This is a genomic window from Bradyrhizobium sp. BWC-3-1 (assembly GCF_032917965.1).
Lineage (GTDB): Bacteria > Pseudomonadota > Alphaproteobacteria > Rhizobiales > Xanthobacteraceae > Bradyrhizobium > Bradyrhizobium canariense_D.
In genome coordinates, this window is the sequence record NZ_CP136625.1 from 972,501 (window position 1) to 995,150 (window position 22,650).

At 63.3% G+C, this 22,650-nt stretch carries 19 protein-coding genes; 9 read left to right on the forward strand and 10 right to left on the reverse strand.

The annotated features are described in order from the left end of the window. Positions 1-254 precede the first annotated feature (254 nt). Entirely contained in the window at positions 255-857 is a 603-nt protein-coding gene (locus RX329_RS04725) for a hypothetical protein (protein WP_018453274.1), read from the forward strand. A gap of 244 nt (positions 858-1,101) precedes the next feature. Here RX329_RS04725 and RX329_RS04730 read toward each other — a convergent pair whose 3' ends face one another. Continuing rightward, positions 1,102-2,190 carry a TRAP transporter substrate-binding protein gene (locus tag RX329_RS04730; protein ID WP_085385474.1) on the reverse strand — a complete coding sequence of 363 codons (1,089 nt, stop codon included), beginning with the start codon at positions 2,188-2,190 and terminating at the stop codon, positions 1,102-1,104. A gap of 288 nt (positions 2,191-2,478) precedes the next feature. Here RX329_RS04730 and RX329_RS04735 point away from each other — a divergent pair, with 288 nt between their 5' ends. Next, positions 2,479-3,564, forward strand: coding sequence for an NAD-dependent epimerase/dehydratase family protein (locus RX329_RS04735; RefSeq protein ID WP_085361208.1), 1,086 nt, complete (start codon positions 2,479-2,481; stop codon positions 3,562-3,564). Between the two features lie 100 nt (positions 3,565-3,664). On the opposite strand, the gene RX329_RS04740 is transcribed toward RX329_RS04735, so the two are convergent. The 7 genes from RX329_RS04740 to RX329_RS04770 all read right to left on the reverse strand — a co-directional run bounded on the left by RX329_RS04740 (position 3,665) and on the right by RX329_RS04770 (position 12,052). After that, positions 3,665-4,006: a DUF6984 family protein gene (locus RX329_RS04740; protein ID WP_026232500.1), complete on the reverse strand. Its 342-nt coding sequence runs from the start codon at positions 4,004-4,006 to the stop codon at positions 3,665-3,667. A gap of 54 nt (positions 4,007-4,060) precedes the next feature. Further along, positions 4,061-7,000 carry an ATP-binding protein gene (locus RX329_RS04745; protein ID WP_158091732.1) on the reverse strand — a complete coding sequence of 980 codons (2,940 nt, stop codon included), beginning with the start codon at positions 6,998-7,000 and terminating at the stop codon, positions 4,061-4,063. A gap of 176 nt (positions 7,001-7,176) precedes the next feature. Further along, entirely contained in the window at positions 7,177-8,490 is a 1,314-nt protein-coding gene (locus RX329_RS04750) for an NAD(P)H-dependent oxidoreductase (RefSeq protein WP_018453279.1), read from the reverse strand. A 189-nt stretch (positions 8,491-8,679) separates the two neighbouring features. After that, positions 8,680-9,480 carry a phytanoyl-CoA dioxygenase family protein gene (locus tag RX329_RS04755; protein ID WP_018453280.1) on the reverse strand — a complete coding sequence of 267 codons (801 nt, stop codon included), beginning with the start codon at positions 9,478-9,480 and terminating at the stop codon, positions 8,680-8,682. 71 nt (positions 9,481-9,551) lie between these two features. Next, positions 9,552-10,229 (reverse strand): GntR family transcriptional regulator, encoded by a 678-nt coding sequence (locus tag RX329_RS04760; protein ID WP_085350721.1) that lies wholly within the window; start codon positions 10,227-10,229, stop codon positions 9,552-9,554. Positions 10,230-10,418: 189 nt separating this feature from the next. Then, positions 10,419-11,231 carry an alpha/beta fold hydrolase gene (locus tag RX329_RS04765; protein ID WP_085385472.1) on the reverse strand — a complete coding sequence of 271 codons (813 nt, stop codon included), beginning with the start codon at positions 11,229-11,231 and terminating at the stop codon, positions 10,419-10,421. Positions 11,232-11,233: 2 nt separating this feature from the next. Next, complete coding sequence (locus tag RX329_RS04770) at positions 11,234-12,052, reverse strand: alpha/beta fold hydrolase (protein ID WP_085361210.1); 819 nt, start codon at positions 12,050-12,052, stop codon at positions 11,234-11,236. Between the two features lie 139 nt (positions 12,053-12,191). Here RX329_RS04770 and RX329_RS04775 point away from each other — a divergent pair, with 139 nt between their 5' ends. Beyond that, positions 12,192-12,734: a methylated-DNA--[protein]-cysteine S-methyltransferase gene (locus tag RX329_RS04775; RefSeq protein WP_085361211.1), complete on the forward strand. Its 543-nt coding sequence runs from the start codon at positions 12,192-12,194 to the stop codon at positions 12,732-12,734. Between the two features lie 17 nt (positions 12,735-12,751). On the opposite strand, the gene RX329_RS04780 is transcribed toward RX329_RS04775, so the two are convergent. Further along, entirely contained in the window at positions 12,752-14,296 is a 1,545-nt protein-coding gene (locus tag RX329_RS04780; protein ID WP_085385471.1) for an acyl-CoA synthetase, read from the reverse strand. 120 nt (positions 14,297-14,416) lie between these two features. Next, positions 14,417-15,589 carry an acetyl-CoA C-acetyltransferase gene (locus RX329_RS04785; protein ID WP_018453284.1) on the reverse strand — a complete coding sequence of 391 codons (1,173 nt, stop codon included), beginning with the start codon at positions 15,587-15,589 and terminating at the stop codon, positions 14,417-14,419. 210 nt (positions 15,590-15,799) lie between these two features. Here RX329_RS04785 and RX329_RS04790 point away from each other — a divergent pair, with 210 nt between their 5' ends. The 6 genes from RX329_RS04790 to RX329_RS04815 all read left to right on the forward strand — a co-directional run bounded on the left by RX329_RS04790 (position 15,800) and on the right by RX329_RS04815 (position 22,569). Then, positions 15,800-16,402: a TetR family transcriptional regulator gene (locus RX329_RS04790; RefSeq protein ID WP_018453285.1), complete on the forward strand. Its 603-nt coding sequence runs from the start codon at positions 15,800-15,802 to the stop codon at positions 16,400-16,402. A 67-nt stretch (positions 16,403-16,469) separates the two neighbouring features. Next, positions 16,470-17,228, forward strand: a complete 759-nt coding sequence (locus RX329_RS04795; protein ID WP_018453286.1) for an SDR family NAD(P)-dependent oxidoreductase — start codon at positions 16,470-16,472, stop codon at positions 17,226-17,228. Positions 17,229-17,429: 201 nt separating this feature from the next. Next, positions 17,430-18,236 carry an enoyl-CoA hydratase/isomerase family protein gene (locus RX329_RS04800; RefSeq protein WP_085361287.1) on the forward strand — a complete coding sequence of 269 codons (807 nt, stop codon included), beginning with the start codon at positions 17,430-17,432 and terminating at the stop codon, positions 18,234-18,236. A 43-nt stretch (positions 18,237-18,279) separates the two neighbouring features. Continuing rightward, positions 18,280-20,151, forward strand: a complete 1,872-nt coding sequence (locus tag RX329_RS04805) for an AMP-binding protein (RefSeq protein ID WP_085350717.1) — start codon at positions 18,280-18,282, stop codon at positions 20,149-20,151. Between the two features lie 27 nt (positions 20,152-20,178). After that, entirely contained in the window at positions 20,179-21,306 is a 1,128-nt protein-coding gene (locus RX329_RS04810; RefSeq protein WP_085350716.1) for an acyl-CoA dehydrogenase family protein, read from the forward strand. 15 nt (positions 21,307-21,321) lie between these two features. Beyond that, positions 21,322-22,569 (forward strand): acyl-CoA dehydrogenase, encoded by a 1,248-nt coding sequence (locus RX329_RS04815; protein WP_085361212.1) that lies wholly within the window; start codon positions 21,322-21,324, stop codon positions 22,567-22,569. The last annotated feature ends 81 nt before the right edge of the window (positions 22,570-22,650 follow it).

Sequence of the window (22,650 nt, forward strand, 5' to 3'; positions counted from 1 at the left end):
GGCGTTTTCGTTTGTGCGCGGCGTTTATTTGTCCGCACCGACGCTGCATCCCTTGCATCTTTCCGTCACGATCCCCGTTCAGCATGGATGGCGCGTGAGCCGCCGAAGCCGGCGCTCGCCGCCCGCTGCATCCACTGTCCTCGCTCTCGTCGAGTTGAGAGCGGCCGAGCGGAAGTTCATGAGGCATTCACGCGGGGACCGATAATCCGATTCCGGCTCTGAGTCCTGCCAATCAAAGATCCGAGGAGACCTCCATGCCAGCCTTGCTTCGTCCCGCCCTCTCCGCGCTCGGCGTCGCGTGCCTTCTGTCCGCAGCATCGCTTGCATCATCCGGCACCGCGCTCGCGCAGGCCAAGCAGCAACCGGCGCCGGCACAGCAGGCGGCGCCCGCACAGGCCCAGGCACAGGAATCTGCGCTGAAGCAGATCGCGCTGACCGACAAGCAACTCGACGGCGTGCTCGCCGCGCAGAAGGACATGGATGCGATCACGGAAAAATTGCCCGAGAATACCGCGCCCGACCAGAAGGTGATCGGCCAGCTCGACGCCGTCGCCAAGAAGAACGGCTTTGCCAGCTACGATGATTACAACAACGTCGTCGACAACATCAGCCTGGTGCTCGGCGGCTTCGATCCCGCGACCAAGAAATATGTCGGCACCGAAGCCGTGATCAAGGCGCAGATCGCGCAGGTCCAGGCCGACAAGAAGATGCCGGCCAAGGACAAGAAGGAAGCGCTCGACGAGCTCAACGAAGCGCTGAAGACGCCGGCGCCGCAGATCGAGAACAAGGCCAACATCGACCTCGTCGGCAAGTACTATGACAAGCTGGTCGCCGCGCTGGGTGACGATCAGAACTGAACCTCTACTCTCACCGCTGTCATGCCTCGACTTGACCGGGGCATCCAGTACGCCGCGGCGGATGCGATGAGAGCGAGCTCTATAACGAGGGCCTCTGGATACTGGATCGCCGGGTCAAGCCGGGCGACGACACCTTTGGTGACGCGAGCTTTCGCTTAGCCCCGCAAACATCGCCGCAACAAAAAGCCCCGGAGACATCTCCGGGGCTTTCGTCGTTTCCGACGTCACGCCTCGCTCAGGCGTCTTACGTCCGTGTCCGCATCCGCATCATGAAACTGTCGAAGCTCAGCTCGGCCACCTGCATCCAGGCCAGCGATTCGCTGCGGAAAGCCGTCAGGCTCGCATACATCTTGCCGAAATGCGGATTGGTCTTGGCGAGATCGGCGTAGATCTCGTTGGCCGCGCCATAGCAGCTTTCCAGCACTTCCTGGGGGAACGGCTTCAGGATCGCGCCGGCCACCAGCAGGCGCTTCAGCGCCGGCGGATTGACGTAGTCGTACTTGCCGGTCACCCAGGTGAAGGTATCGCGCGACGCGGAATCGACCGCGGCCTGGTAGTGCTTCGGCAGCGTGTTCCACTTGTCGAGGTTGATGATGTTGTGACCCTGGCCGGTGCCTTCCCACCAACCCGGATAGTAATAGTACTTCGCGACCTTCACGAAGCCGAGCTTCTCGTCGTCATAGGGCCCGACCCATTCGGCGGCATCGAGCGTGCCCTTCTCCAGCGCCGGATAGATGTCGCCCGCCGCGATCTGCTGCGGCACGCCGCCGACCTTGGCGATGATCGTTCCGGCAAAACCGCCGACCCGGAATTTCAGCCCTTTGAGATCGTCGATCGACTTGATCTCCTTCCGGAACCAGCCACCCATCTGCGCGCCGGTGGATCCGGTCGGAATGCCGATGGCGTTGTATTCCTTCAGCAGGTTGTTGATCAGGTCCTGGCCGCCGCCCCACTGCAGCCATGAAATATGCTGGCGCGTGTTCAAGCCGAACGGCAGCGACGTGCCGAACGTGAAGGCGGGGTTCTTGCCCCAGTAATAATACAGCGCGGTGTTGCCCATCTCCACCGTTCCGTTGGCGACGGCGTCGAGCACCTGCAGGCCCGGCACGATCTCGCCGGCGGCGAATGGCTGGATCTGGAAACGATTGTCGGTGATCTCGGCAACGCGCTTGGCGAAATACTCGCAGCCGCCGTAGAGCGTATCCAGCGCCTTCGGCCAGCTCGCGGCGTATCGCCATTTGATCTCGGGCATCGACTGCGCGATCGCCGGCGCAGTGACGGCACTGGCGGCGAGGCCCAATCCGCCTGCCGTCAGGAATTTACGACGTTCCATGCGCTTCCCTCCGTTAAGTCGATGCTTCGACCAGGGACCGATCTTGGTGTCGTCTTGTCTTCGTCGACGCTCGACGTTGTCTGTTGAGACGTTGTGGCGTTTCCGAACGGCCCTTGCGGGCACTCGAAGATGGAATTCCGATCGTTGCGGTTCCGCGGCGAGGATGACCGGGCGCTTCGCCGGAATCAAGCCTCACGGGCGCCTCGCAGGTGCGAACGCCGGCCTGACGCAAGTCGGGCCTGCAAGCGATCTGCTATTCGGTCATTCAAAAACCAGGGAGGCTCGCGCATGACGGGCAAGAAAATCGTGGTCGCCGGAGCGAGCGGTCTCGTCGGCAATGCCGCGTTGCGACACTTCGGCGTCTCGGGCGGGTGCGATGTCATTGCCCTGTCCCGGCGGAAGCCGCGCGACCTCTACGGTGCCCGTCATGTCCCGATCGACCTGACCAGCGCAGCGGATTGCGGGCGTGCCGCCTCGGAACTGAGCGGCGCAACGCATCTGATCTACGCCGCGCTCTACGAGGCGCCGCAGCTCGTCGACGGCTGGCGCGACCCGCAGCAGATCAAGACCAACGATTTGATGCTGCGCAATTTGATGGGTGCGCTCGAGCCTGTGGCGCCCGGCCTCAGGCACGTCGCCCTGCTGCAGGGCACCAAGGCCTATGGTGTCCACGTTCGCCCCTTGACCGTGCCGGCCCGCGAAGGCCGCTCCGAAATGTACGAGCAGCCCAACTTCTACTGGGCGCAGGAAAACTTCTTGCGCCAACTCCAAGCCGGCAAGGCTTGGCATTGGACCATCCTGCGGCCGGTGCTGATCGTCGGCCTCGCCATGGGGGGCGCCATGGATTTGATTCCACCGCTCGGCGTCTACGCGGCGATGCTGCGCGAGCAGGGCAGGCCGCTCGATTACCCCGGCGGCGCCCCGCGGGTGGGGCAGGCCGTCGACGTCGATCTCCTCGCCCGCGCCATCGCCTGGTCGGGAGAGGCCGAGGCCGCGCGGAACGAGGCCTTCAACGTGACCAATGGCGACGTCTTCACCTGGGAGAACATCTGGCCTGCGGTCGCGGATGCGCTGGAGATGAGGCCGGGTAAGCCGGTCCCGCTGTCGCTCGCCAGGGCGTTTCCATCCTGGGTCGACCCCTGGGATGCGCTGCGCCGCAAGCACGATCTTGTGTCGCCTGCGTTGGCCGAATTTGTCGGGCTCTCGCTTCAATACGCCGATTATAGCGTGCGCTTCGGCCAGACCGAATCCGGTCCGCCCTCGATCGTCTCGACCGTGAAGATCAACCGCGCCGGCTTCACCGAGATGATGGACACCGAGGATATGTTCCGGAAGTGGTTCAGGCAGGCGAAGCAAGAGCGACTGCTTCCCTGACCGAGAGCCAAAGCGGATATGTCCGGGATCGTTGCCCAGGTCAGACTGTGACCCGGAGCGGTCCGCTGGCCGAGCCGGTTCGAACGGCTTCAGATCTGGCTTATCTGAGCGTGTGTCGCAACCACCGTGAGGGACGGACATCACCTAGGACGGCGATCCTCTGTAGCGGCGAAAAGTCGACTTTCCACAGATCAAGTTCAAACAACTCGTCGCGCTGGCCGAGGTTCAGCGCGACCGACACCAGCACTCCATCGGCATCGTCGAATTCGCATTCGCCAATACATCGGCCGAAACGCCGATCTGCCGCGCCGACAAAGAGAAGGCTACCCATCCCACCGTCGTTCATTTCCTCGACGAGCCCAAAATGGTCCTGCAAGGGCGAATGCTGACCTAGAATAAAGGCAACCAGATCACGCTCTGCGGGGGTGAGTGGGCGTGGCATCTTCTTTCTCGTAGCGGCTGGCTCTATCACGCTGCGAATCCTTATTGATCCAAGCTAGGTTGGCTCGTTCAACAATGTCAGCAGAGAACGAGCTTTGACTAAATCTGCAGTGGCAAGTCCCTCGGAGAAACGAACGTAAAGGGGCGCTAGCAGCTCCCGTGCCTCACCGATACGCGACTGCTTCTGCATCAGGGATGCCAGAGTTGTCGCCGTCCTGAGCTCCCAGGATATTGCGCCTTGGCGGCGTGACCACTCGAGAGAGTGATTGAGGTGCGCTTCGGCCGACACGAGCGCCTCCGCGCCACCTTGATTGAGCGCCAGGATACCCTTGATGCGCAGCAGTTCAGCGACGAACCAGCGGTCCTCGTTCCTTTCCGATTGAGCCAGCGCCCTTTCGATCGTTGTATTGGCTCCGCGGTGATCGCCGATATCAGACTCACCGAGTGCGAGATTGCCCAGAAGGAATAAATAGCGGCTTTGAAAGCCGGTCGGGGGGAAGCCACTCAAGCCTTCGCGAAGCAGGGCAAGGCCCGCAGCGGTGTGGCCACCCTTCATCTCCAGAATACCCGCATAACAGCGGCCCCATACTCCCATTGCTCTGAACGTCGCTTCTCGATGAAGCATAGTTGAGATGAGCGCTTCCGCAGCATCAAAATTGCCGATCTCAAGCGCTAGAGGGCAAGCGCCGAAGGCAATCGCATAGAGAAGAGAAAAATCGTGTCCAAGTGCCGTCGCATGATCGAAGGCGTGTTTGCCGACCGCGGCTGCCTGGTCCGGAAAACCCAACAGCCAAAGCGTTTGGCTGTAGTACGTTCGGGCAGCCACATGTTGATCAAACTGATATCGCAGGGCGTGCATTTGCCCTGGCGGCGCGACGTAGCCTGCCAGCATTTTTTCCAGATGTCGCCGGGCGCCGGCTTGGTCCCCTAGAATGTGCCGCGTCACTCCCAAAATCCGCTCTCCGACGAAACGATCAGCGACATCGATAGCGCCATCAGGCAGGTTGACGAATTTTTCGGCGATCTGCAGTGCACCGGGGAAATCGCCTCTTAGGTATCGCCCTATCCAGAGACCCCATAAGCTCCTCAGCCGATATTCGTTGTCGTCCAGTTCTTCAGCCAATCGGGATACACGCAACCACGCATCGTCGATGATCGCAGCGTCCCCGGTCGATTCCATATGCGCAACCGCCAAAGTGAAGAAGAGGCGGAGCTCCCGGCGCGCGTCACGACCCAGCTTTTCGTCGATTTGGAAAACCGCTTGCTCTGTCCGCTCCCGACATTCGTCTATGAGCATATGATGAATCCAGACCGGTGCGGCAGCGGCCGTGAGGTCGAGCGCTAGCAGCGAATCACCAGACTTGCCATGCGCCCAGTCGAGGGCAACGCGGATCTCATCGATCGGCCGACCATTAGTGGCAACCGATGCTTCGGTCAGATTGTTGCTTCCTGCCCCTTTCAGGGACCGAACGAGCTTGGAGGCAGACGCATTTTCGCTCTTCCGGAAACCGGACAGCTCGACCCCAATCCGCTCGAATAAAGTTAAATGATAGACAGCATGACGGCGAGCAACGAGGTTTGCATCATCGCTTCTGGCCAACTGTTCCTGCACATACCCGCGGGTGGTATCCAGCAATCGGTATAGCGGGATGGCGAGACGAGCGTTCGCTGTCAGAAGTGACTTGGCGGCAAGACTGGCAACGGACTCGATCACCTGCGAATCGTCCAAATCATCTCCGGCCGCGATCGCGAAGGCAGCCTCGATCGTAAACGGCCCAACGAAAACAGATAGTCGGCGCAGGATAATCTGCTCAAGCTCCGGCAAAAGATCGTAGCTCCAGTCGAGCGTTGCAGCCAGAGTCTGGTGTCGCGGCAACGCCGTTCGCCGGCCTCGCCAGAGCTCGAACTTGTGGTCGAGGAGCCGCAAAACGTCATGGACTCCGTAAGCGTCCACACGACCAGCTGCGAGTTCGATTGCGAGGGGGATTCCGTCGAGCTTTCGGCAGATCTCGGCCACGACCGGTGCATCGACGTCGTTGAGTATGAACTGAGGCTGACTTGCTGTAACGCGTTCGACAAAAAGCTGTACTGCAGCGTATGCCATCGCCTCTCGTGCATTGGGACCCTCAGGCGGAAACTCGAGGGGAGCTATCCAATGAACGTGCTCGCCTCTGACCCGCAAGGTTTCACGGCTTGTTGCCAAGATGTAAACTTGCGGCGTTTCCTCGAAGATGGTTTCTGCCAGCGCAGAAGCCGCCTCAATCACACGCTCGCAGCTATCGAGCACCAGCAAAACTCGGATGTCTCGCAGTGCGGCCAGAAGGCCGGGGATAGGATCGCGATCGTCAACGGCAAGTCCGAGCGCCGAGCCGATCGTACCCGCCACGAGATGCGGATCAGAAAGTGAGCCCAGGTCAATAAGGTGAACCAGATCGGCAAACTCTGTAGTGAGTTGGTGGCCGACAGATATTGCCAGAGTTGTTTTTCCGATCCCGCCCGGACCGACAATGGACACGAATCGTTCGGCCATAAGATGCGAGGAGATCGCTTGCACGGCGTCGTCCCTGCCAATCATCCTGCCAAGGCGATTCGGAAATGTTGAGCGTCGACCCGATTTTGCGATTTCAGCAACAGGCTTGAGCGTTCGTGAGACAGGCGCCACGAAGCTATACCCTTGTCCTGGCACGGTCGTGACATACGTCGCTCCGGCCTCTCCATCGCCGAGCACCTTGCGCAAGCCCGCCATATGAAATCTAAGGCTACCCTCGTCGACGGTGACGCCGGCCCAAACCCGAGCTAGCAGAGTCTTCTTGCTGACAACTTCGCCAGCATGCTCGACAAGAACTGTAAGGATGTCCAAGCTACGGGCGCCCAACTGAAGTGGTACACCCGATTTTTCTAGACGTCTCCGCTCCGGGATTAATTCAAAGGGCCCAAAAGAAAAACTTTCTTTCGCGAGCCGATCTTCATTGACGACCGAGCCCACCATCATCATGCGTCCAACTGGTTGTGCCGCGCGAGCTACCTTGCCATGGTTGCCACTGAAATCAATGGACTGGTGAAGGCGGCGGAACTCAGCAGAGCATGTTCGCCCCTCTGTCGCGCACATGTGGCGGCCAGCGGACATCGCTCAGTCCGCACCAATAAATCTCGATTTTATGAGTACAGGGCCTACTCTGCGCTAATGAACGCCGCTTCCATGGCCTTCCGCGTCCTGATCGTCTCGTTGCCCGCGTCGAACTCGACATCGCTCCAGCGCACGATCTCGCCATGGGCGACGTCGTGCTTCAGCCTCACGCGATGCGCCAGCCCGATAGGCAGCGCGCCGGCCTTGAGGCTCGCGGCCGCCGGCAACAGCTTGCCCCACACCGTGTAGCCGCCTTCGCCGTCCAACATCTCGCCGGCGCGCAGATTGCGTTTTGCCACGGCGGCGACGTCGCCGCGGAAACCATGGGGCTGCCCGGTCGGCTCGCCCCGCAGCGCGGCCGACAGCACCGAGATGTTCAGCTCGAGGCCGATCAAATGGTAGGGCTTGTACATCGCCGCGTACCGTCCGCTGCCGTCGGTCTTGAGGCCGTATTGCCTGAAGCAGTCGGCGGCGTAGTCGTTCGGCGCCTCCAGCACGACGTAGACGCCCCAGCGCAGATCGCGAAACACCGGCCTTCCATCGCGCTCGAGCGAGGAGACCACCTCCACGACGCCCGATCGCTCCAGCACGCCGCCCTTGCTGCCCGGCCGCATGATATGCGGCAGGTCGTCGACGCCGCAGGGTGGAAACAGCAGGCCCTCCGCAGGCACGTCCAGTCCGCAGGCGTTCGCAATCGCGGCCATCTCGATCGCCGATTTGGTACCGTCGAGGAAGGAGTTGAACATCTGCGGATTCATCCCGGCCGATTGCGCCTCGCCCGCGGTCAACCCGTAATGCTGCCAGACGCTGTCGGGCGTCACGTCGTGATAGGCCGGCAGATATTTTGTGCCTTTGCCGGCGGCAACGACGTGAAAACCGGTGGCGCGCGCCCAATCCACCATTTCCGCGGTCAGCGCCGGCTGGTCGCCATAGGCGAGCGAGTAGACCACGCCGGCCTTGCGGGCTTCCTGGGCGAGCAGCGGACCGGCAAGCACGTCGGCCTCGACATTGACCATCACGATATGCTTGCCGGCCGCGATCGCCGCGCGGGCGTGTTTGATGCCGACGGCGGGATTGCCGGTCGCCTCCACCACCACGTCCATCGCGCCGCCGGCGATGGCGCGCGCGCCATCATCGGTGAAGACGGTGGCGGCGATCCGCTCGGCGCTCCAGCCCACCGTGCGGCAGGCCTCGCGCGCGCGGTCGCGATCGATGTCGACGATGATGGGTACCTCCAGCCCCGTCGTGTGCGGCACCTGCGCCAGGAACATCGAGCCGAATTTGCCGGCGCCGATCAGCGCCACACGGACGGGCTTGCCGGCGGCAGCGCGGGCCTGGAGGAGGCGGAAGAGGTTCATGTTGTTACCCGATCAAGTATGGTGGTCCGGACGCGGTGCAGCGCCATAAGCGCGTTCACGCGCGTCTTCGACGCACTATGGCGCTACTCCGCAGAGCCGGCACCCAGAAAGAAAACTATCCGTGTGGTATGGGCCCGGCTCTGCAGCGCACCGCTTCGCGCTGCGCTGCGTCCGGGGCACGAGAGTGTCCTACTCCGCCGCCTGCCGCGGCGCACGGGCGAGCCGCACCAGTGCGTCGTCCTCCACCGTCTTGATCGGTGCAAAATCGCGATGCGCGATGTACTCCGGCCGCGTCGGGGTACGGATGTAATTCGAAACCGCGTTCAGCGTCAGGTACACGATCTTGCGCGGATAGGGCGTGATGTTGCCGGCCGAGCCGTGCACGAGATTGCCGTGGAACATCAGCATGCCGCCGGGCTTTCCCGTCGGCGCAACGATGCCGCCCTGCTTGACCAGCCGCGTCACGGTCTCCTCGTCCAGCGTCCACAGCGGATAGGAGGTCGTCGCGAGGTCATGCGAGGCCTTGAGGTCGCCGGCGTTCTGGCTCTGCGGTACCAGCATCAGCGGGCCGTTGATCGGCATCACCTCGTCCAGGAAGATCGCGATGTTCATCGCGCGCGGCTCGGGCATGCCGTCGTCGCGCTTCCAGGTGCCGTAATCCTGGTGCCATTGCCAGACATCGCCGGTGAAGGCGGATTTCGCGTTGATCTTGAACTGGTGCATGTAGACCTGCTCGCCGAACAGCTGCTCGACCGGGCCGATCATGCGCGGATGAGCACCCAGAATGCCGAACGCCTCGTTGTAGAGATGCGCGGCAAAGGCGGTGCGTGGCGCGCCGCTCTTCTCGCGCCAGACTTCCGGCCGGTTCGTGTCATAGATGCCGACCGCCTCGCGCGCGAGGAGATCGACCTCCTCCGGACTGAACAGTTCGGGCAGGAACAGCCAGCCCTCGTGGTGGAAGAACTCCAATTGCTCCTGGGACAGTTTCACGGCGCGTCCTCCTGTTTTGATTTGTTGTCGCTCGTCTTGGCCGGCCATCCACGTCTTGGCAGTGGCGGTCGCTACGCCGCCGCCTCTTCCGTCGCCCTCAATCTCTCCTCAGTCATCCGTCCCGCCGTCTGCGCGTGCGCAAGCGCCGCACGTTCCGCCGCCTTCGCATCGCCCGCGAGAATGTGTCCGGCGATGTCGGCATGCTCGGCCCAGGCGCTGCCGCGGTAATCGAGCTCCGACAGCACCGTCGCCATCGAGCGGCGCATATGCGGCCATTGCGGCGTGATCGTCTCCTCGATCACGGGATTGCCGGAGAGCCGATAGATCGCGCGATGAAACGCGACGTCGAGCGCGATCAGCTCGGCGAGCGTGGTCTTGCCATCGATCCCGCGCCCGGCGGCGAGCACCGCCTCCAGCCGCGCGCGTCCCACCGCATCGCTTGCGGCGCGTTCGCCGGCAAGCCGTGCCGCCAGCGCATCGATCGCGCCGCGCACCTCGTAGAGCTGGCGGATGCGTGCGGGATCGAGCTGGGTGACTTCAAAGCCGCGCCGGCCGCTCTCGGCGACGAGTCCCTGCCGGTGCAACAGGTGCAGCGCATGCGACACCGGCTGGCGCGACACGCCGAGCCTGTCGGCGAGCTCGTTCTGCCGGATGCGCTGGCCGGGCTGCAGCGTGCGGTCGGAGATCGCCTCCAGGATCCGCGCATAGACCTGGTCGATCAAGTTCGGAAGCGGGTCGAGAGGGATCACGCCGGCAGCTCCGTGACCATGAGAGGGAATACGGAATTCCGTATTCGAAGATACGGCGAGAAGGGGAAGGGCGTCAAGCGCGGCCAAGGGGGCGACTAGCCTCATTCTTGCGCTCCTCTAAGCCATTGATATTGCTAATGCCGGCTACTGTGCATGGGGTTGTTTTCGAGAAAAAGAGGTGTGAGGCCCTTACTCAGCCAGAAACGCGCTCACGGCCTCGCCGAACTGCAGCGGTGCCTGCTCGAACATCCAGTGGCCGGCATTGGGGATCACGGCCGTCTTGGCCCCGGTGATGTGCTCGGCCAGCACACGCCACATCACCGACAGGCTCCCCGTCGTCGCCCCGCCGCCGATCAGGAGGGTCGGGGTCGTGATCGCCTGCGCGTCCGCGAGCGTGTAGGGCCTGCGCTGCTCGTTGATCTGGCCGAGGAAGGTGATCGCGTTATCGCGCAATTGCTGCTTCGCCGCCGCCGGCACGCGCCGCCACGACCCGTCGCCTTCGATGCCTTCGTAGAAGTTCTGCAGCGCCCCCTCGACGTCGCCGGCGCGGATCATCTCGACCGAGCGCGCCGTGCGCGCGGCCAGCGGCGGATGCGCGGGCGTGCCCGCAGGCACCGGCAGGCTCGCATCGAGATCACCGCCGGGTTCTGCCAGCACCAGCTTTCGCAACAGATCGGGCCGCGACTGCGCCACACGAAAGGCGATGTGGCCGCCGCGCGAATGGCCCATCAGATCGACCGGCGCGGGTTCGACCTGCTCGATGAAAGCGATCACGTCAGCGACGTGCTGGGCCATCTTGTAATCGTCGCCGACGGCATCCCAATGTTCGGGAAAGAAATGCCGCAGGCTGACCGAGATCACGCGATGCGATTTCGACAGCGGACCGAGCACGGAGTACCAGGTGCGGAAATCGCCGAGCGTGCCGTGCACGCAGACCAGCGGCGGCCCCTCGCCCACTTCGAGATAGGCCATGTCGTAACCATTGACGCGAAGTGTCTGCATGATCAGCCCGCCAGAAAATCCAGCACCAGTTCGGAGAATTTCTGCGGCGCCTGCTCGAACATCGGGTGCGTTGCGTTTGGGATGACCGCCGTCCTGGAATACGGCACATGCGCCGCGAGCGCATGCAGCACTTTCGGCAGCAGGCCCTTGGTCCGCGCGCCCAGGATGAACAGCGTCGGCATCCTGATGGACTCCGCGTCGGCCTTCGAGAACGGCGGGCGGTTGTCGCGGACCTGGCCGATCAGCGTGAAGGCGTTGTCACGCAGATTCTGCTTCACCAGGGCCGGCAGCCGCGGCCAGGTGCCGGGCCCTTCCAGCGTGTCGACGAAGACTGCAAGGCCGCCGTCGATGTCGCCGGCCGCGATCTTCTCGGCCGAGGCCGTGAACCGCGCCAGCAACGGCGAGGGGCCGCCGGCATAGTCTGGATCGAGGCTCGCGTCGAGCTCCCCGCCGGGCTCGGCCAGCACCAGCCGCCGGAGCAGGTCCGGCCGCCGCTGCGCCACGCGGAAGCAGATGTGCCCGCCGCGGGAATGGCCCATCAAATCAACCGGGCCGAGGTCGAGTTCCTCGATGAAGGCGATGACGTCGTCGACATGCTGGGCGATCGAATAGGTGTCGCCAACGCCATCCCAGCGATCGGGGAAGAAGTGCCGCAGGCTGACGGCCATCAGCCGGTGCCGCTGGGACAGCGGACCGAGCACGCAGCCCCAGACACGAAAGTCGTTGAGCGAACCATGCACGCAGACCAGCGGCGGCCGCCCTCGGTCTTCGCCCACGTCGAGATAGGGCATGTCGTATCCGTTGACGTGGAGGCTTTGCATTCTGGGCTCGCAAACAGGGAAGGCGGAACTCCTGTGCAAGATTCCCGGAAACCGGGTGGATCGCAACTATTTCCAAGTCTAGATTTGAGCTCAGTTCACATTGGGGCATGCGAGGGGAACGCAAGCCAAGGACCAAGTTATGACCGACCAGCATTTTGCCCTGTTCGACAGCAAGATCGGCCTTTGCGCCATTGCCTGGGGTCCGCGCGGCATCAACGGCACGCAACTGCCGATGGGCGGTGAGCAGAAGATCCGCACCCGCATCAGCCAGCGCCATGCCGATGCCAGCGAAGCCGCGCCGACCGCCGAAGTACAGCAGGCGATCGACCGCATCACAAAACTGCTCGCGGGCGAGCCGGATGCCCTCACCGACATCCCGCTCGATCTCGACGGCGTGCCCGACTTCAACCGCGGCGTCTACGCCATCGCCCGCACCATTCCGCCGGGCAAGACCGTCACCTATGGCGACATCGCCAAGCAACTGGGCGGTGTCGAGCTGTCGCGCGACGTGGGCCAGGCGCTCGGCCGCAACCCGTGCCCGATCGTCGTGCCCTGCCATCGCGTGCTGGCGGCCGGCAACAAGCCCGGCGGCTTCTCCGCGAATGGCGGCGTGGTGACGAAGCTGAAGATGCTGGAGATCGAAGGCGCGCTGGTGAACCACACGCCGAGCTTGTTCGATTGAGGCGATGACGCCGCGGGCTAGATCTTCGCCGCCGTCTTCGGCCAATATTTATCGCGCAAATGCCGCTTCACCAGCTTGCCGGTTGGCGTGCGCGGCAGCTCGGCCTCGAAATCGATCGAGCGTGGGCATTTGATCGTCGAGAGGCGGCTCCTGCAGTAGGCGATCAGGTCGGCCTCGAGCTCCTTGCCGGCGCGCTTGGGATCGTGCGGCTGCACCACCGCCTTGACCTCTTCGCCCATCTCCTCGTTCGGCACACCGAACACGGCGACGTCGGCGACCTCGGGGTGGGTGATGAGCACGTCCTCGGTCTCCTGCGGGTAGATGTTCACGCCGCCCGAGATGATCATGTAGGACTTGCGGTCGGTGAGAAAGAGAAAGCCATCTCTATCGAGATAGCCGACGTCGCCGAGCGTCGACCAGCCTTTTGCGTTATAGGCCTTCTTCGTCTTCTCGGGATCGTTGTGATAGGCGAAAACCGGCGCGTCGGCGAAATAGACCGTGCCGATTTCGCCCGTCGGCTGCTCCGCGTCGTTCTCGTCCAGAATCTTGATGTTGCCGACCACGGCGCGGCCGACGCTGCCGCGGTGCTCCAGCCATTCTTTCGAGTTGCAGACGGTGACGCCGTTGCCTTCGGAGCCCGCGTAATATTCGATCAGGATCGGCCCCCACCATTCGATCATCTTGGCCTTGACCTCGACCGGGCAGGGGGCGGCGGCGTGGATCGCGCCCTTCAATGTCGAGACTTCGTAGCGGTTACGGACCTCGTTCGGCAGCCTCAGCATGCGCACGAACATGGTCGGCACCAGCTGCGCCTGGGTCACCTTGTACTTTTCGACCAGTTTCAGGAAATCTTCGGCGTCAAAGTGCTCCATGATGATGGAGGTGCCGCCGAGCAGGACCGCCATCATGTTGAAGCGCAAGGGAGCGGCGTGATAGAGCGGTGCCGGTGAGAGATAAATAGTCTCGGCGTTCATGCCGCACATGCTGGCGCAGAGCACGCGCAGAAACGCGTTCGGCTCGTCGATCGGCTTGCCCTCGAAAGCCTTCTTGATACCCTTGGGCCGGCCCGTGGTGCCCGACGAATACAGCATGTCATAGCCGGCAACCTCGTCGGCGATCGGCGTTGTCGGCTGTGCGGCGGCTTCCCTGTCGTAGGAGCGGAAGCCGGCTTGCGGCTCGTCCATCATGTAGAAGACCGGCTCGCCGGGCGCACCCTTGATCAGCGTCTTGATCTGGTCGGCACATTTCGGTGTCGTGATCACGACCTTGGCGCCGCAATCGGCGATGATGTAGTCGATCTCGTCCTGCTTTAAATAGCGGCTGATCGCGGTGTAATAGAGCCCGCTGCGTTGCGCAGCCCAGCAGATCTCCATAAAGGCGAGGCGGTTCTCCATCAGCAGCGCGATGTGGTCGCCGGCCTTCAGCCCGAGCGAGCGGAACAGGTGCGCGCCCTGGTTCGAGAGCTCGTCGAGCTCGCGATAGGTAATCGCCTTGCCGGTCCCGGCCATTTGATAGGCGATCTTGTCGGGTGTGGCGCGGGCGTGGATGGAGGGGTGTGTCATGTCTCTGTTTACGCGGCTGGGAGTAACGTTCCCCGGATATCCGGGGTCCATTGTGAGGCATGGGTCCCGGCTCTGCGCCGCAGCGTTTCACGCTGCAGCGCGTCCGGGACACGAGAGGGCTTACAGCCGCTCCACGATCGTCACATTCGCCATGCCGCCGCCTTCGCACATGGTCTGCAGGCCATAGCGTTTGCCGCGCTGATGCAAGGCATGCACCAGCGTCGTCATCAGCTTGGTGCCGGAGCCGCCGAGCGGATGGCCGAGCGCGATGGCGCCGCCATTGACATTGAGACGTTCCGAATCGGCGCCGGTGGTCTTCAGCCACGCGGTCGGCACCGAGGCAAAGGCCTCGTTGACCTCGAACAGGTCGATGTCGTCGATCGCCATGCCGGCCTTCTCCAGCGCGCGCTTGGTGGCGTGCAGCGGTGCGTCGAGCATGATCACGGGATCGCCACCCATCATGGTCATGTGGTGGACGCGCGCCAGCGGCTTCACGCCGAGCTGCTTCAGGCCACGCTCGTTCACCACCATCACGCCGGAAGCGCCGTCGCAGATCTGGCTGGCGCTGGCCGCGGAGAGCTTGCCATTCTCGGCGATCAGCTTGACGCCCTTGATGCCGTCGAGTGTGGCGTCGAAGCGGATGCCCTCGTCGATGTGGTGGGTGTCCTTGGAGCCGTCGGCGCGGGTGATCTCAAGCGGCACGATCTCCGTCTTGAAACGGCCGGCCTGCGTCGCCGCGATCGCGCGCTGATGACTGTTGTAGGAGTACTCGTCGAGCTCATCCTTGGAGAGGCCGTACTTCTCGGCCATCATCTCGGCGCCGGTGAACTGGCTGAACACGATGTTGGGATAACGCTGCTCGATACCCGGGCTCTTGTAATTGCCAAAGCCGTTCTTGGCGGGAAGCTGCGACGACAGGCCCATCGGCACGCGCGTCATCGATTCCACGCCGGCGGCGATCACCACGTCCATCGCGCCCGACATAACGGCCTGCGCAGCAAAATGCAGCGCCTGCTGCGACGAGCCGCATTGGCGGTCGATCGAGGTGCCCGGCACGCTCTCCGGCAGTTTCGAGGCCATGATGGCGTTGCGCGCCACGTTGTTGGACTGCTCGCCGACCTGCATGACGCAGCCCATGATCACATCCTCGACCAGCGCGGGATCGACCTTGGTGCGGTCGACCAACTCGTCCAGCACCTTCGCGGCGAGATCGGCCGGATGCCATCCGGCGAGGCGGCCCCCCTTGCGCCCACCGGCGGTACGCGCAGCGGCGACGATATAAGCCTCGGCCATGTCGGTTTCTCCCTGGATTATTTTGAACGGTTGGTTGTCGGGGCGGGATTTAAGGGGCGACCGGTTGTTTAGTCAATCGATCAATTAACTCTTGTGGGGAGGCGCTGCTTGGGCTTATCTGCGGCCGCTCTTCCGCCAAAATCCGGGATCTCCGTGACTACCAGCGTACCGAACAGGCTCCCCAGCGGAAAGAATTCCACGGCAGAGAAATTGCTCGTGGCCGCGAGCGAGCTGATGATCGAACGCTCCTCGATCGAGATTTCCCTGAGCGACATCGCCCAGAAGTCCGGCGCCAACGCCGCGCTGGTCAAATATCACTTCGGCAACAAGGACGGCCTGCTGCTGGCGCTGCTCGAGCGCGACGCAGGAACGGAACTGTCCAACCTGGAATATCTGCTGGCGCAGCCGATCACGCCGACCGCGAAGCTGAAGCTGCACATCGGCGGCATCATCCGCGCCTATCACCGGTTTCCCTACATGAACCGGTTGATTCACTATCTGCTGCACGAGAGCGTCGCGGGCTCCGCGGACGAAGTCTCGAAATTCTTCGTCGCACCGCTGCTGGATTTCCATCGCCGCCTGCTCGCCGAAGGTGTCAGTCAGGGCGAATTCCGCGCCACCGATCCCGTGCTGTTCTACACCAGCCTGATCGGCGCCTGCGATCATTTGTTCTTCGGCCGGCACGCGATGTCACGCGCGACCGGCGTCGGCCCGGTCACCGACGACGTCTGCCGGCAATATATCAAGCACATGGAAACGCTGATCTGCGGCGGCATTCTCACGAATATCGAGGAAGCCGCCGCGGCCGGATGATCCGGCCAGAACGCAGAAGTCTAGAGAAGAAACGCCCAAGGAAAAGGTTCGAGGAAAGGTACAAGCGATGCAGTTGAAAGACGTAGCCGTTCTCATCACCGGCGGCGGGTCGGGCCTTGGTGCCGCGACCGCCCGCGCCATGGCCGCCAAGGGCGCCAAGATCGGCGTGATCGACCAGAGCAAGGAAAACGCCGAGAAGGTCGCCGCCGAAGTGAAGGGCATCGCGCTTCATGCCGACGTCACCAGCGAGGAGCAGATCAAGGCGGCGATCGCCAATGCGGAAGCCGCGCACGGCGTCGCGCGCGTGCTGATGAACTGCGCCGGCATCGGCGGCTCGCAGCGCATCGTCGGCCGCGATGGAGTCTACCCGCTGGAAAAGTTCGCGCGCATCATCAACGTCAATTTGATCGGCACGTTCAACTGCCTGCGTCTGTTCGCCGAGCGCTTGGTCACGATCGAGCCGGTCGGTGAAGAGCGCGGCGTCATCGTCAACACTGCTTCGGTCGCGGCTTACGAAGGCCAGATCGGCCAGATCGCCTATGCAGCGTCGAAGGGCGGCGTCGTCGGTCTCACGCTGCCGGCCGCGCGCGACCTCGCGAGCCAGAAGATCCGCGTCAACACCATCGCCCCCGGGCTATTTCTGACGCCGCTGCTGATGGGCTTGAACGAAGAGGCCCGCAAGAGCCTCGGTGCCCAGGTGCCGCATCCCGCGCGTCTCGGCGACGCCAATGAATACGGGTCGCTGGCCGTGCACATCGTCGAGAACCCAATGCTCAATGGCGAAACCATTCGCCTCGACGGCGCGATCCGCATGGCGCCGCGGTAGAGCTCTTTTTCCTTCTCTCCTTGTGGGAGAAGGTGGCGCGCTCCTGAGCGCGCCGGATGAGGGGTTCTCTCCACGATCTCACCTGTGGAGGCAGACCCCTCACCCGAGCGAATGCGCGGCGCGTGACGTACATGCCCTCTCCCACAAGGGGAGAGGGCGCAGTAATCGGCACCATCGTTGCGGATGAAGGAAGTCGCGCGCATGTCCCAACTGCTGCTGATCGAGCACAATGACGGCGTCGATACCGTGACGCTCAATCGTCCGGAACACCTCAACGCGCTCGATCCTGCGCTGATCGACGCGCTCAATGTCTACTTCCAGGGCCTCCAGCGCAACCGCGACACGCGCGTCGTGGTGCTGAAGGGCGCTGGCAAGAATTTCTGTGCGGGCCTCGACCTCAAGGCTGCAATGCAGCGTCGTGCCGGGCAGCAGGAGCCGCCTGATGTCACCGAGTCGCTGGATTCGCAGCGACGCATCGCCGACATCGTGATGCTGATGCGGCGCTGTCCGCAGCCGATCCTCGCGCTGGTACAGGGCGCGGCCGCCGGCGGCGGCTTTGCACTCGCGCTCGCCTCCGATATCCGCATCGCGACGAGATCGGCGCGGATGAACTGCGCCTTCATCAAGCTCGGCCTTGGCGGCTGCGACATTGGCACCAGCTATTTCCTGCCACGCCTTGTCGGTGTCTCCGTGGCATCGGAGCTGATCCTCACCGGACGCTTCATCGGGGCCGAACGCGCACTCGCGGTCGGGCTGGTCTCCGAGGTCGTCGACGAGGACAAGCTCGCTGAGGCCGCCGAACCCTATGTCGACGCGATGATCACGGCCTCGCCCGTGGGCCTACGCCTGTCCAAAGAATGTCTCAACATGAGCGTCGATGCCGGATCGCTGGAAGCCGTAATCGCGATGGAGGATCGCAACCAGGTCCTGTGCAGCCGCTCCGAGGAATTTTCGGAAGGCATCAGGGCCTTCCTTGAGAAGCGAAAGCCTGTCTATATCAGGCGCTGACAATGAAGATCCGTAAAGGACGAGAAATTCCGGGAGACGCACTATGAGTGGAAGCGCGGCGGCGGTGATGACGAAACCCACCTTTCGCAAGGTCAAGTGGCTTGCGCGCGACATCGACGTCGAGCGCCGCGACGACGGCACGGTGGTGCTGAAGTCGCGCATCCCGCTGCAGACCTACGAGAAGCATATTCCGGCTTCGCTGGCAAAATGGGCGAAGGAAGCGCCAGAGCGGATCTGGCTTGCCCAGCGCGGTGGCCCGAACCGCGAATGGCGCAAATTGTCCTATGGCGAAGCCAAGCGCACCGTGGATGCGCTGACGCAAGGCCTGCTCAATCTCGCGCTCGATGGCCGCCCGGTCGCGATCCTCTCCGGCAATTCGATCGAGCACGCGTTGATGACGCAGGCCGCGATGCAGGCGCGCGTCCCTGCCGCGCCGGTCTCGCCGGCCTACTCATTGATGAGCCATGATCACGTCAAGCTGAAATACCTGTTCGACCTCATCAAGCCCGGCGTGGTGATGGTGCAGGACGGCCCAACCTTCGAGAAGGCGCTGAAAGCGCTCGATCTCACCGGCGTCACCGTCGTTCACGTCTCGCGGCCCTGCGAGGGTATCGAGAGCGTCAGCTTCGCCGAGCTCGCGGCGACAGCCGTGACCGCCGATGTCGAAGCGTCGATCGCGAAGATCACGCCTGAGACCGTCGGCAAACTGCTGTTCACGTCAGGTTCGACCGGCATGCCCAAGGCCGTCATCAACACGCAAGCGATGATGTGCGCCAATGCGGCGATGATGATGCAGGTACGGCCGCGCGATCCCGGCGGTCCGATCTCGACCATGCTGGACTGGATGCCCTGGAACCACACCATGGGCGGCAATGCGGCGTTCCATCCCATCCTGGTCGATGGCGGCACGCTCTATATCGATGACGGCCGGCCGATGCCGGGCCAGTTCGATGAGACGCTGCGCAATCTGCGCGAGATCTCGCCGACCTATTACGCCAACGTCCCCGCGGGCTATGCCGCGCTCGCCGCCGCCATGGAAAAGGACGACGCGCTGTGCCGATCCTTCTTCAAGAACCTCTCGATCATGGCTTATGGCGGCGCGCGACTGCCGGATGATCTCTACGACCGCATGCAGGCCCTCGCCGTGAAGACCACCGGTGAGCGCATCGTGTTCTACACCGGGTGGGGCTCGACCGAGACCGCGCCGACATCGACCGGTACCTATTGGGACACCGAACGCGTCGGCCTGATCGGCCTGCCGTTCCCCGGCGTCGAGTTGAAGATGGTGCCCTGCGGCTCGAAATACGAGCTGCGTCTGCGCGGCGTCAACGTCACGCCGGGCTATTTCGGCCAGCCTGACCTGACGAAGAAGATGTTCGACGAGGAAGGCTTTTATTGCATCGGCGACGCCGGAATCTTCGTCGACGACACCGATCCGGTGAAGGGCATCATCTTTGCCGGGCGCGTCGTCGAGGATTTCAAGCTGACCACCGGCACCTTCGTCCATGTCGGTTCGCTCCGTACGGATGCGATCGCCGCCGCGACGCCCGTCGTGCATGACGCGCTGGTCGCGGGGCAGGATCGTGCCTTCATCGGCCTGCTGGCGTGGCCGAACCTGCATGCCTGCCGCCAGCTCGTCGGCAATCCCGATCTCAGCTTCGAGGATGCAGTGAAGCATCCCGAGGTGATCGCTTGCTTCAGGCGCGGGCTGGAGGCTCACAACAAGGAGTGCGAAGGCGCCAGCAGCCGTATCATCGCGCGCGCCATGCTGATGGCGGAACCGCCATCGATCGACGGTAACGAGCTCACCGACAAGGGTTACATCAACCAGCGCGCCGGCCTGGAGCGCCGCGCCGGGCTGGTGGAGCGCCTTTATGCGGAGAATCCTGATCGGGACGTCATCATTCTCAAGTAATCGACATCATCAACACGGGTACGCGCCATGAACTTCGATTTCTCCGACGACCAGAAGCAGCTCCGCGACCAGGCGCGCAAATTCCTCACCGAGAAGTGCCCACCGAAGGCGGTGCGCGCAGTTCTCGACGGCAAGGCGCCGTACGACAAGGACCTGTGGAAAGGCCTCGCCGAGATGGGTTTTCTCGGTGTCGCAATCCCGGAGGAATTCGGCGGCGCGGGCGCCGGTCATCTCGAACTTTGCGTGATCGCCGAAGAAATGGGCCGGGCGAACGCGCCGGTGCCGTTTTCCTCCACCGTCTATCTGGCTGCCGAGGCGCTGCTGATCGCCGGCAGTGACGCGCAGAAGAAGAAATGGTTGCCGGCGATTGCCTCGGGCGAGGCGATCGGAACGCTGGCGCTGTTCGAGGGAAAAGGCAATCCGTCACCGAAGACCATCAAGCTGACGGCTGCGAATGGCATGCTCAACGGTGTCAAGAAGCCGGTCGCCGATGGCGCGATCGCGGACTTCGCGGTGGTCGCGGCACGCACGGGATCGAGCGGGCGCGACGGCGACATCTCCTTGTTCATTGTCGATCTCAGGGCCGGCGGAGTCGAGGTGAAAAGCCTGACCAATCTCGATCCGACCCGCGGACAGGCCGAGATCACTTTCAGGGATTGCAAGGCCGAGCCGCTGGGCGCGGCCGGCGAAGGCTGGAGCATCTTGACTCAAGTGCTCGATCGCGCCGCGGTGCTCTGCGCATTCGAGCAGGTGGGCGGCTCCGACCGCGCGCTGGAGATGGGCCGCGACTACGCGCTCGACCGCATCGCCTTCGGGCGACAGATCGGCTCGTTCCAGGCCGTCAAGCACATGCTGGCGGACATGTACGTGTCGGCGACGCTGGCGCGTTCCAACAGCTATTACGGCGCCTGGGCGCTCTCGACCAACGCCGCGGAGCTGCCGGAAGCCGCCGCCGCGGCCCGCATCAGCGCGACGCAGGCGTTCCAGCACTGCGCCAAGAACAACATCCAGGTTCACGGCGGCATGGGTTTCACCTGGGAGTTCGACTGCCACATGTACTACCGCCGCGCCAACGCGATGGCGCTCGGGCTCGGCAGCCTGTCCTATTGGGAAGACCAGTTGATCGACCGCATGCGCAAGAAGAACGCGGCGTAGGCGAAAGGCAACGCCATGAACTTCGACGACACTCTGCAAGAAGCCGAATTTCGCGCCACGGCTCGCGCCTGGATCGCGGCAAATGCGCCCAAGCAGTACGAGGAGGAGCTTCGCAAGTCCTCGCTCGGCCGCACGCAATTGAAGAACGCCAACATTCTGGAAGTGGCAAAGGCCTGGCAGAAGAAGAAGGCAGATGCCGGCTGGGCCTGCCTGCATTGGCCGAAGGAGTATGGTGGCCGCGGTTCGTCGCCGATCGAACGTGTGATCTGGCAGCAGGAAGAAGGGCCGTTCGGCCAGCTATCCCGCATGTTCATCATCGGCCACGGCATGTGCGGGCCGACCATGATGGCGTTCGCGCGCGAGGAGCATAAGCGCGCCTATTTGCCGCCACTCGCCTCCGGCGAAAAGGTCTGGTGCCAGCTGTTCTCCGAGCCCGCCGGCGGCTCCGACGTTGCGGGCCTACGCACGCGCGCCGAGAAGGATGGCGATGACTGGGTGATCAACGGCCAGAAGATCTGGACGTCGGGCGCGCACTATTCCGATTACGGCATTCTGCTCACCCGCACCGATCCGACCGTGCCCAAGCACAAGGGCCTTACCATGTTCTTCCTGGACATGAAGAGCCTTGGCGTCGAGGTGCGGCCGATCAAGCAGGCGAGCGGCGCTTCCGACTTCAATGAAGTCTATTTCACCAACGTCCGCATTCCCGATCACCAGCGCCTCGGCGAGGTCGGTGACGGCTGGAACGTCTCGCTGACCACGCTGATGAACGAGCGCAGCGCGATCGGCGCGGCCGTCTCGACCGGCTTCCCCGAGCTGTTCGAATATTGCTCCAGCCTGATGCTGGACGATGGCCCGGCAATCGAGGACCGCGCGGTGCGCGCGAAGCTGGCGAGCTGGGCGGCGAAAGCGAGCGGACTGAAATACACCAGCATGCGCGCGATCTCGGCGCTGTCGAAGGGCGAGCGTCCGGGACCGGAGAACTCCATTGGCAAGCTGGTCGCGGGCTCCATGATCCAGGATGTCGCGACCTATGCGCTGGATCTGCAAGGCGCTGCCGGTGTGATCAGCGGTGCCGAAGATTCCGAACTCGCCGGCCGCTTCCAGGCGATGCTGCTGCGCGCGCCGGGAACCCGTGTCGAAGGCGGCACTGACGAGATCATGCGCAACATCATCGCCGAGCGGGTGCTGGGCCTGCCCGGCGACATCCGTGTCGACAAGGACGTGCCGTTCAACAGGATCCCGACGAAGGGAAGAGGCTGATGATCCTCATCCTGAGGAGCCGCGGAGCGCGGCGTCTCGAAGGATGCAGGACCAACTGGGGCCTCGTGGGTCGAGACGGCG

Excerpts from the sequence above, each read along its gene's own strand:
- RX329_RS04725 (WP_018453274.1), top strand. The coding sequence starts at position 255 with ATGCCAGCCTTGCTTCGTCCCGCCCTCTCCGCGCTCGGCGTCGCGTGC.
- RX329_RS04730 (WP_085385474.1), bottom strand. The coding sequence starts at position 2,190 with ATGGAACGTCGTAAATTCCTGACGGCAGGCGGATTGGGCCTCGCCGCC.
- RX329_RS04735 (WP_085361208.1), top strand. The coding sequence starts at position 2,479 with ATGACGGGCAAGAAAATCGTGGTCGCCGGAGCGAGCGGTCTCGTCGGC.
- RX329_RS04740 (WP_026232500.1), bottom strand. The coding sequence starts at position 4,006 with ATGCCACGCCCACTCACCCCCGCAGAGCGTGATCTGGTTGCCTTTATT.
- RX329_RS04745 (WP_158091732.1), bottom strand. The coding sequence starts at position 7,000 with ATGATGATGGTGGGCTCGGTCGTCAATGAAGATCGGCTCGCGAAAGAA.
- RX329_RS04750 (WP_018453279.1), bottom strand. The coding sequence starts at position 8,490 with ATGAACCTCTTCCGCCTCCTCCAGGCCCGCGCTGCCGCCGGCAAGCCC.
- RX329_RS04765 (WP_085385472.1), bottom strand. The coding sequence starts at position 11,231 with ATGCAGACACTTCGCGTCAATGGTTACGACATGGCCTATCTCGAAGTG.
- RX329_RS04770 (WP_085361210.1), bottom strand. The coding sequence starts at position 12,052 with ATGCAAAGCCTCCACGTCAACGGATACGACATGCCCTATCTCGACGTG.
- RX329_RS04775 (WP_085361211.1), top strand. The coding sequence starts at position 12,192 with ATGACCGACCAGCATTTTGCCCTGTTCGACAGCAAGATCGGCCTTTGC.
- RX329_RS04780 (WP_085385471.1), bottom strand. The coding sequence starts at position 14,296 with ATGACACACCCCTCCATCCACGCCCGCGCCACACCCGACAAGATCGCC.
- RX329_RS04785 (WP_018453284.1), bottom strand. The coding sequence starts at position 15,589 with ATGGCCGAGGCTTATATCGTCGCCGCTGCGCGTACCGCCGGTGGGCGC.
- RX329_RS04795 (WP_018453286.1), top strand. The coding sequence starts at position 16,470 with ATGCAGTTGAAAGACGTAGCCGTTCTCATCACCGGCGGCGGGTCGGGC.
- RX329_RS04800 (WP_085361287.1), top strand. The coding sequence starts at position 17,430 with ATGTCCCAACTGCTGCTGATCGAGCACAATGACGGCGTCGATACCGTG.
- RX329_RS04805 (WP_085350717.1), top strand. The coding sequence starts at position 18,280 with ATGAGTGGAAGCGCGGCGGCGGTGATGACGAAACCCACCTTTCGCAAG.
- RX329_RS04810 (WP_085350716.1), top strand. The coding sequence starts at position 20,179 with ATGAACTTCGATTTCTCCGACGACCAGAAGCAGCTCCGCGACCAGGCG.
- RX329_RS04815 (WP_085361212.1), top strand. The coding sequence starts at position 21,322 with ATGAACTTCGACGACACTCTGCAAGAAGCCGAATTTCGCGCCACGGCT.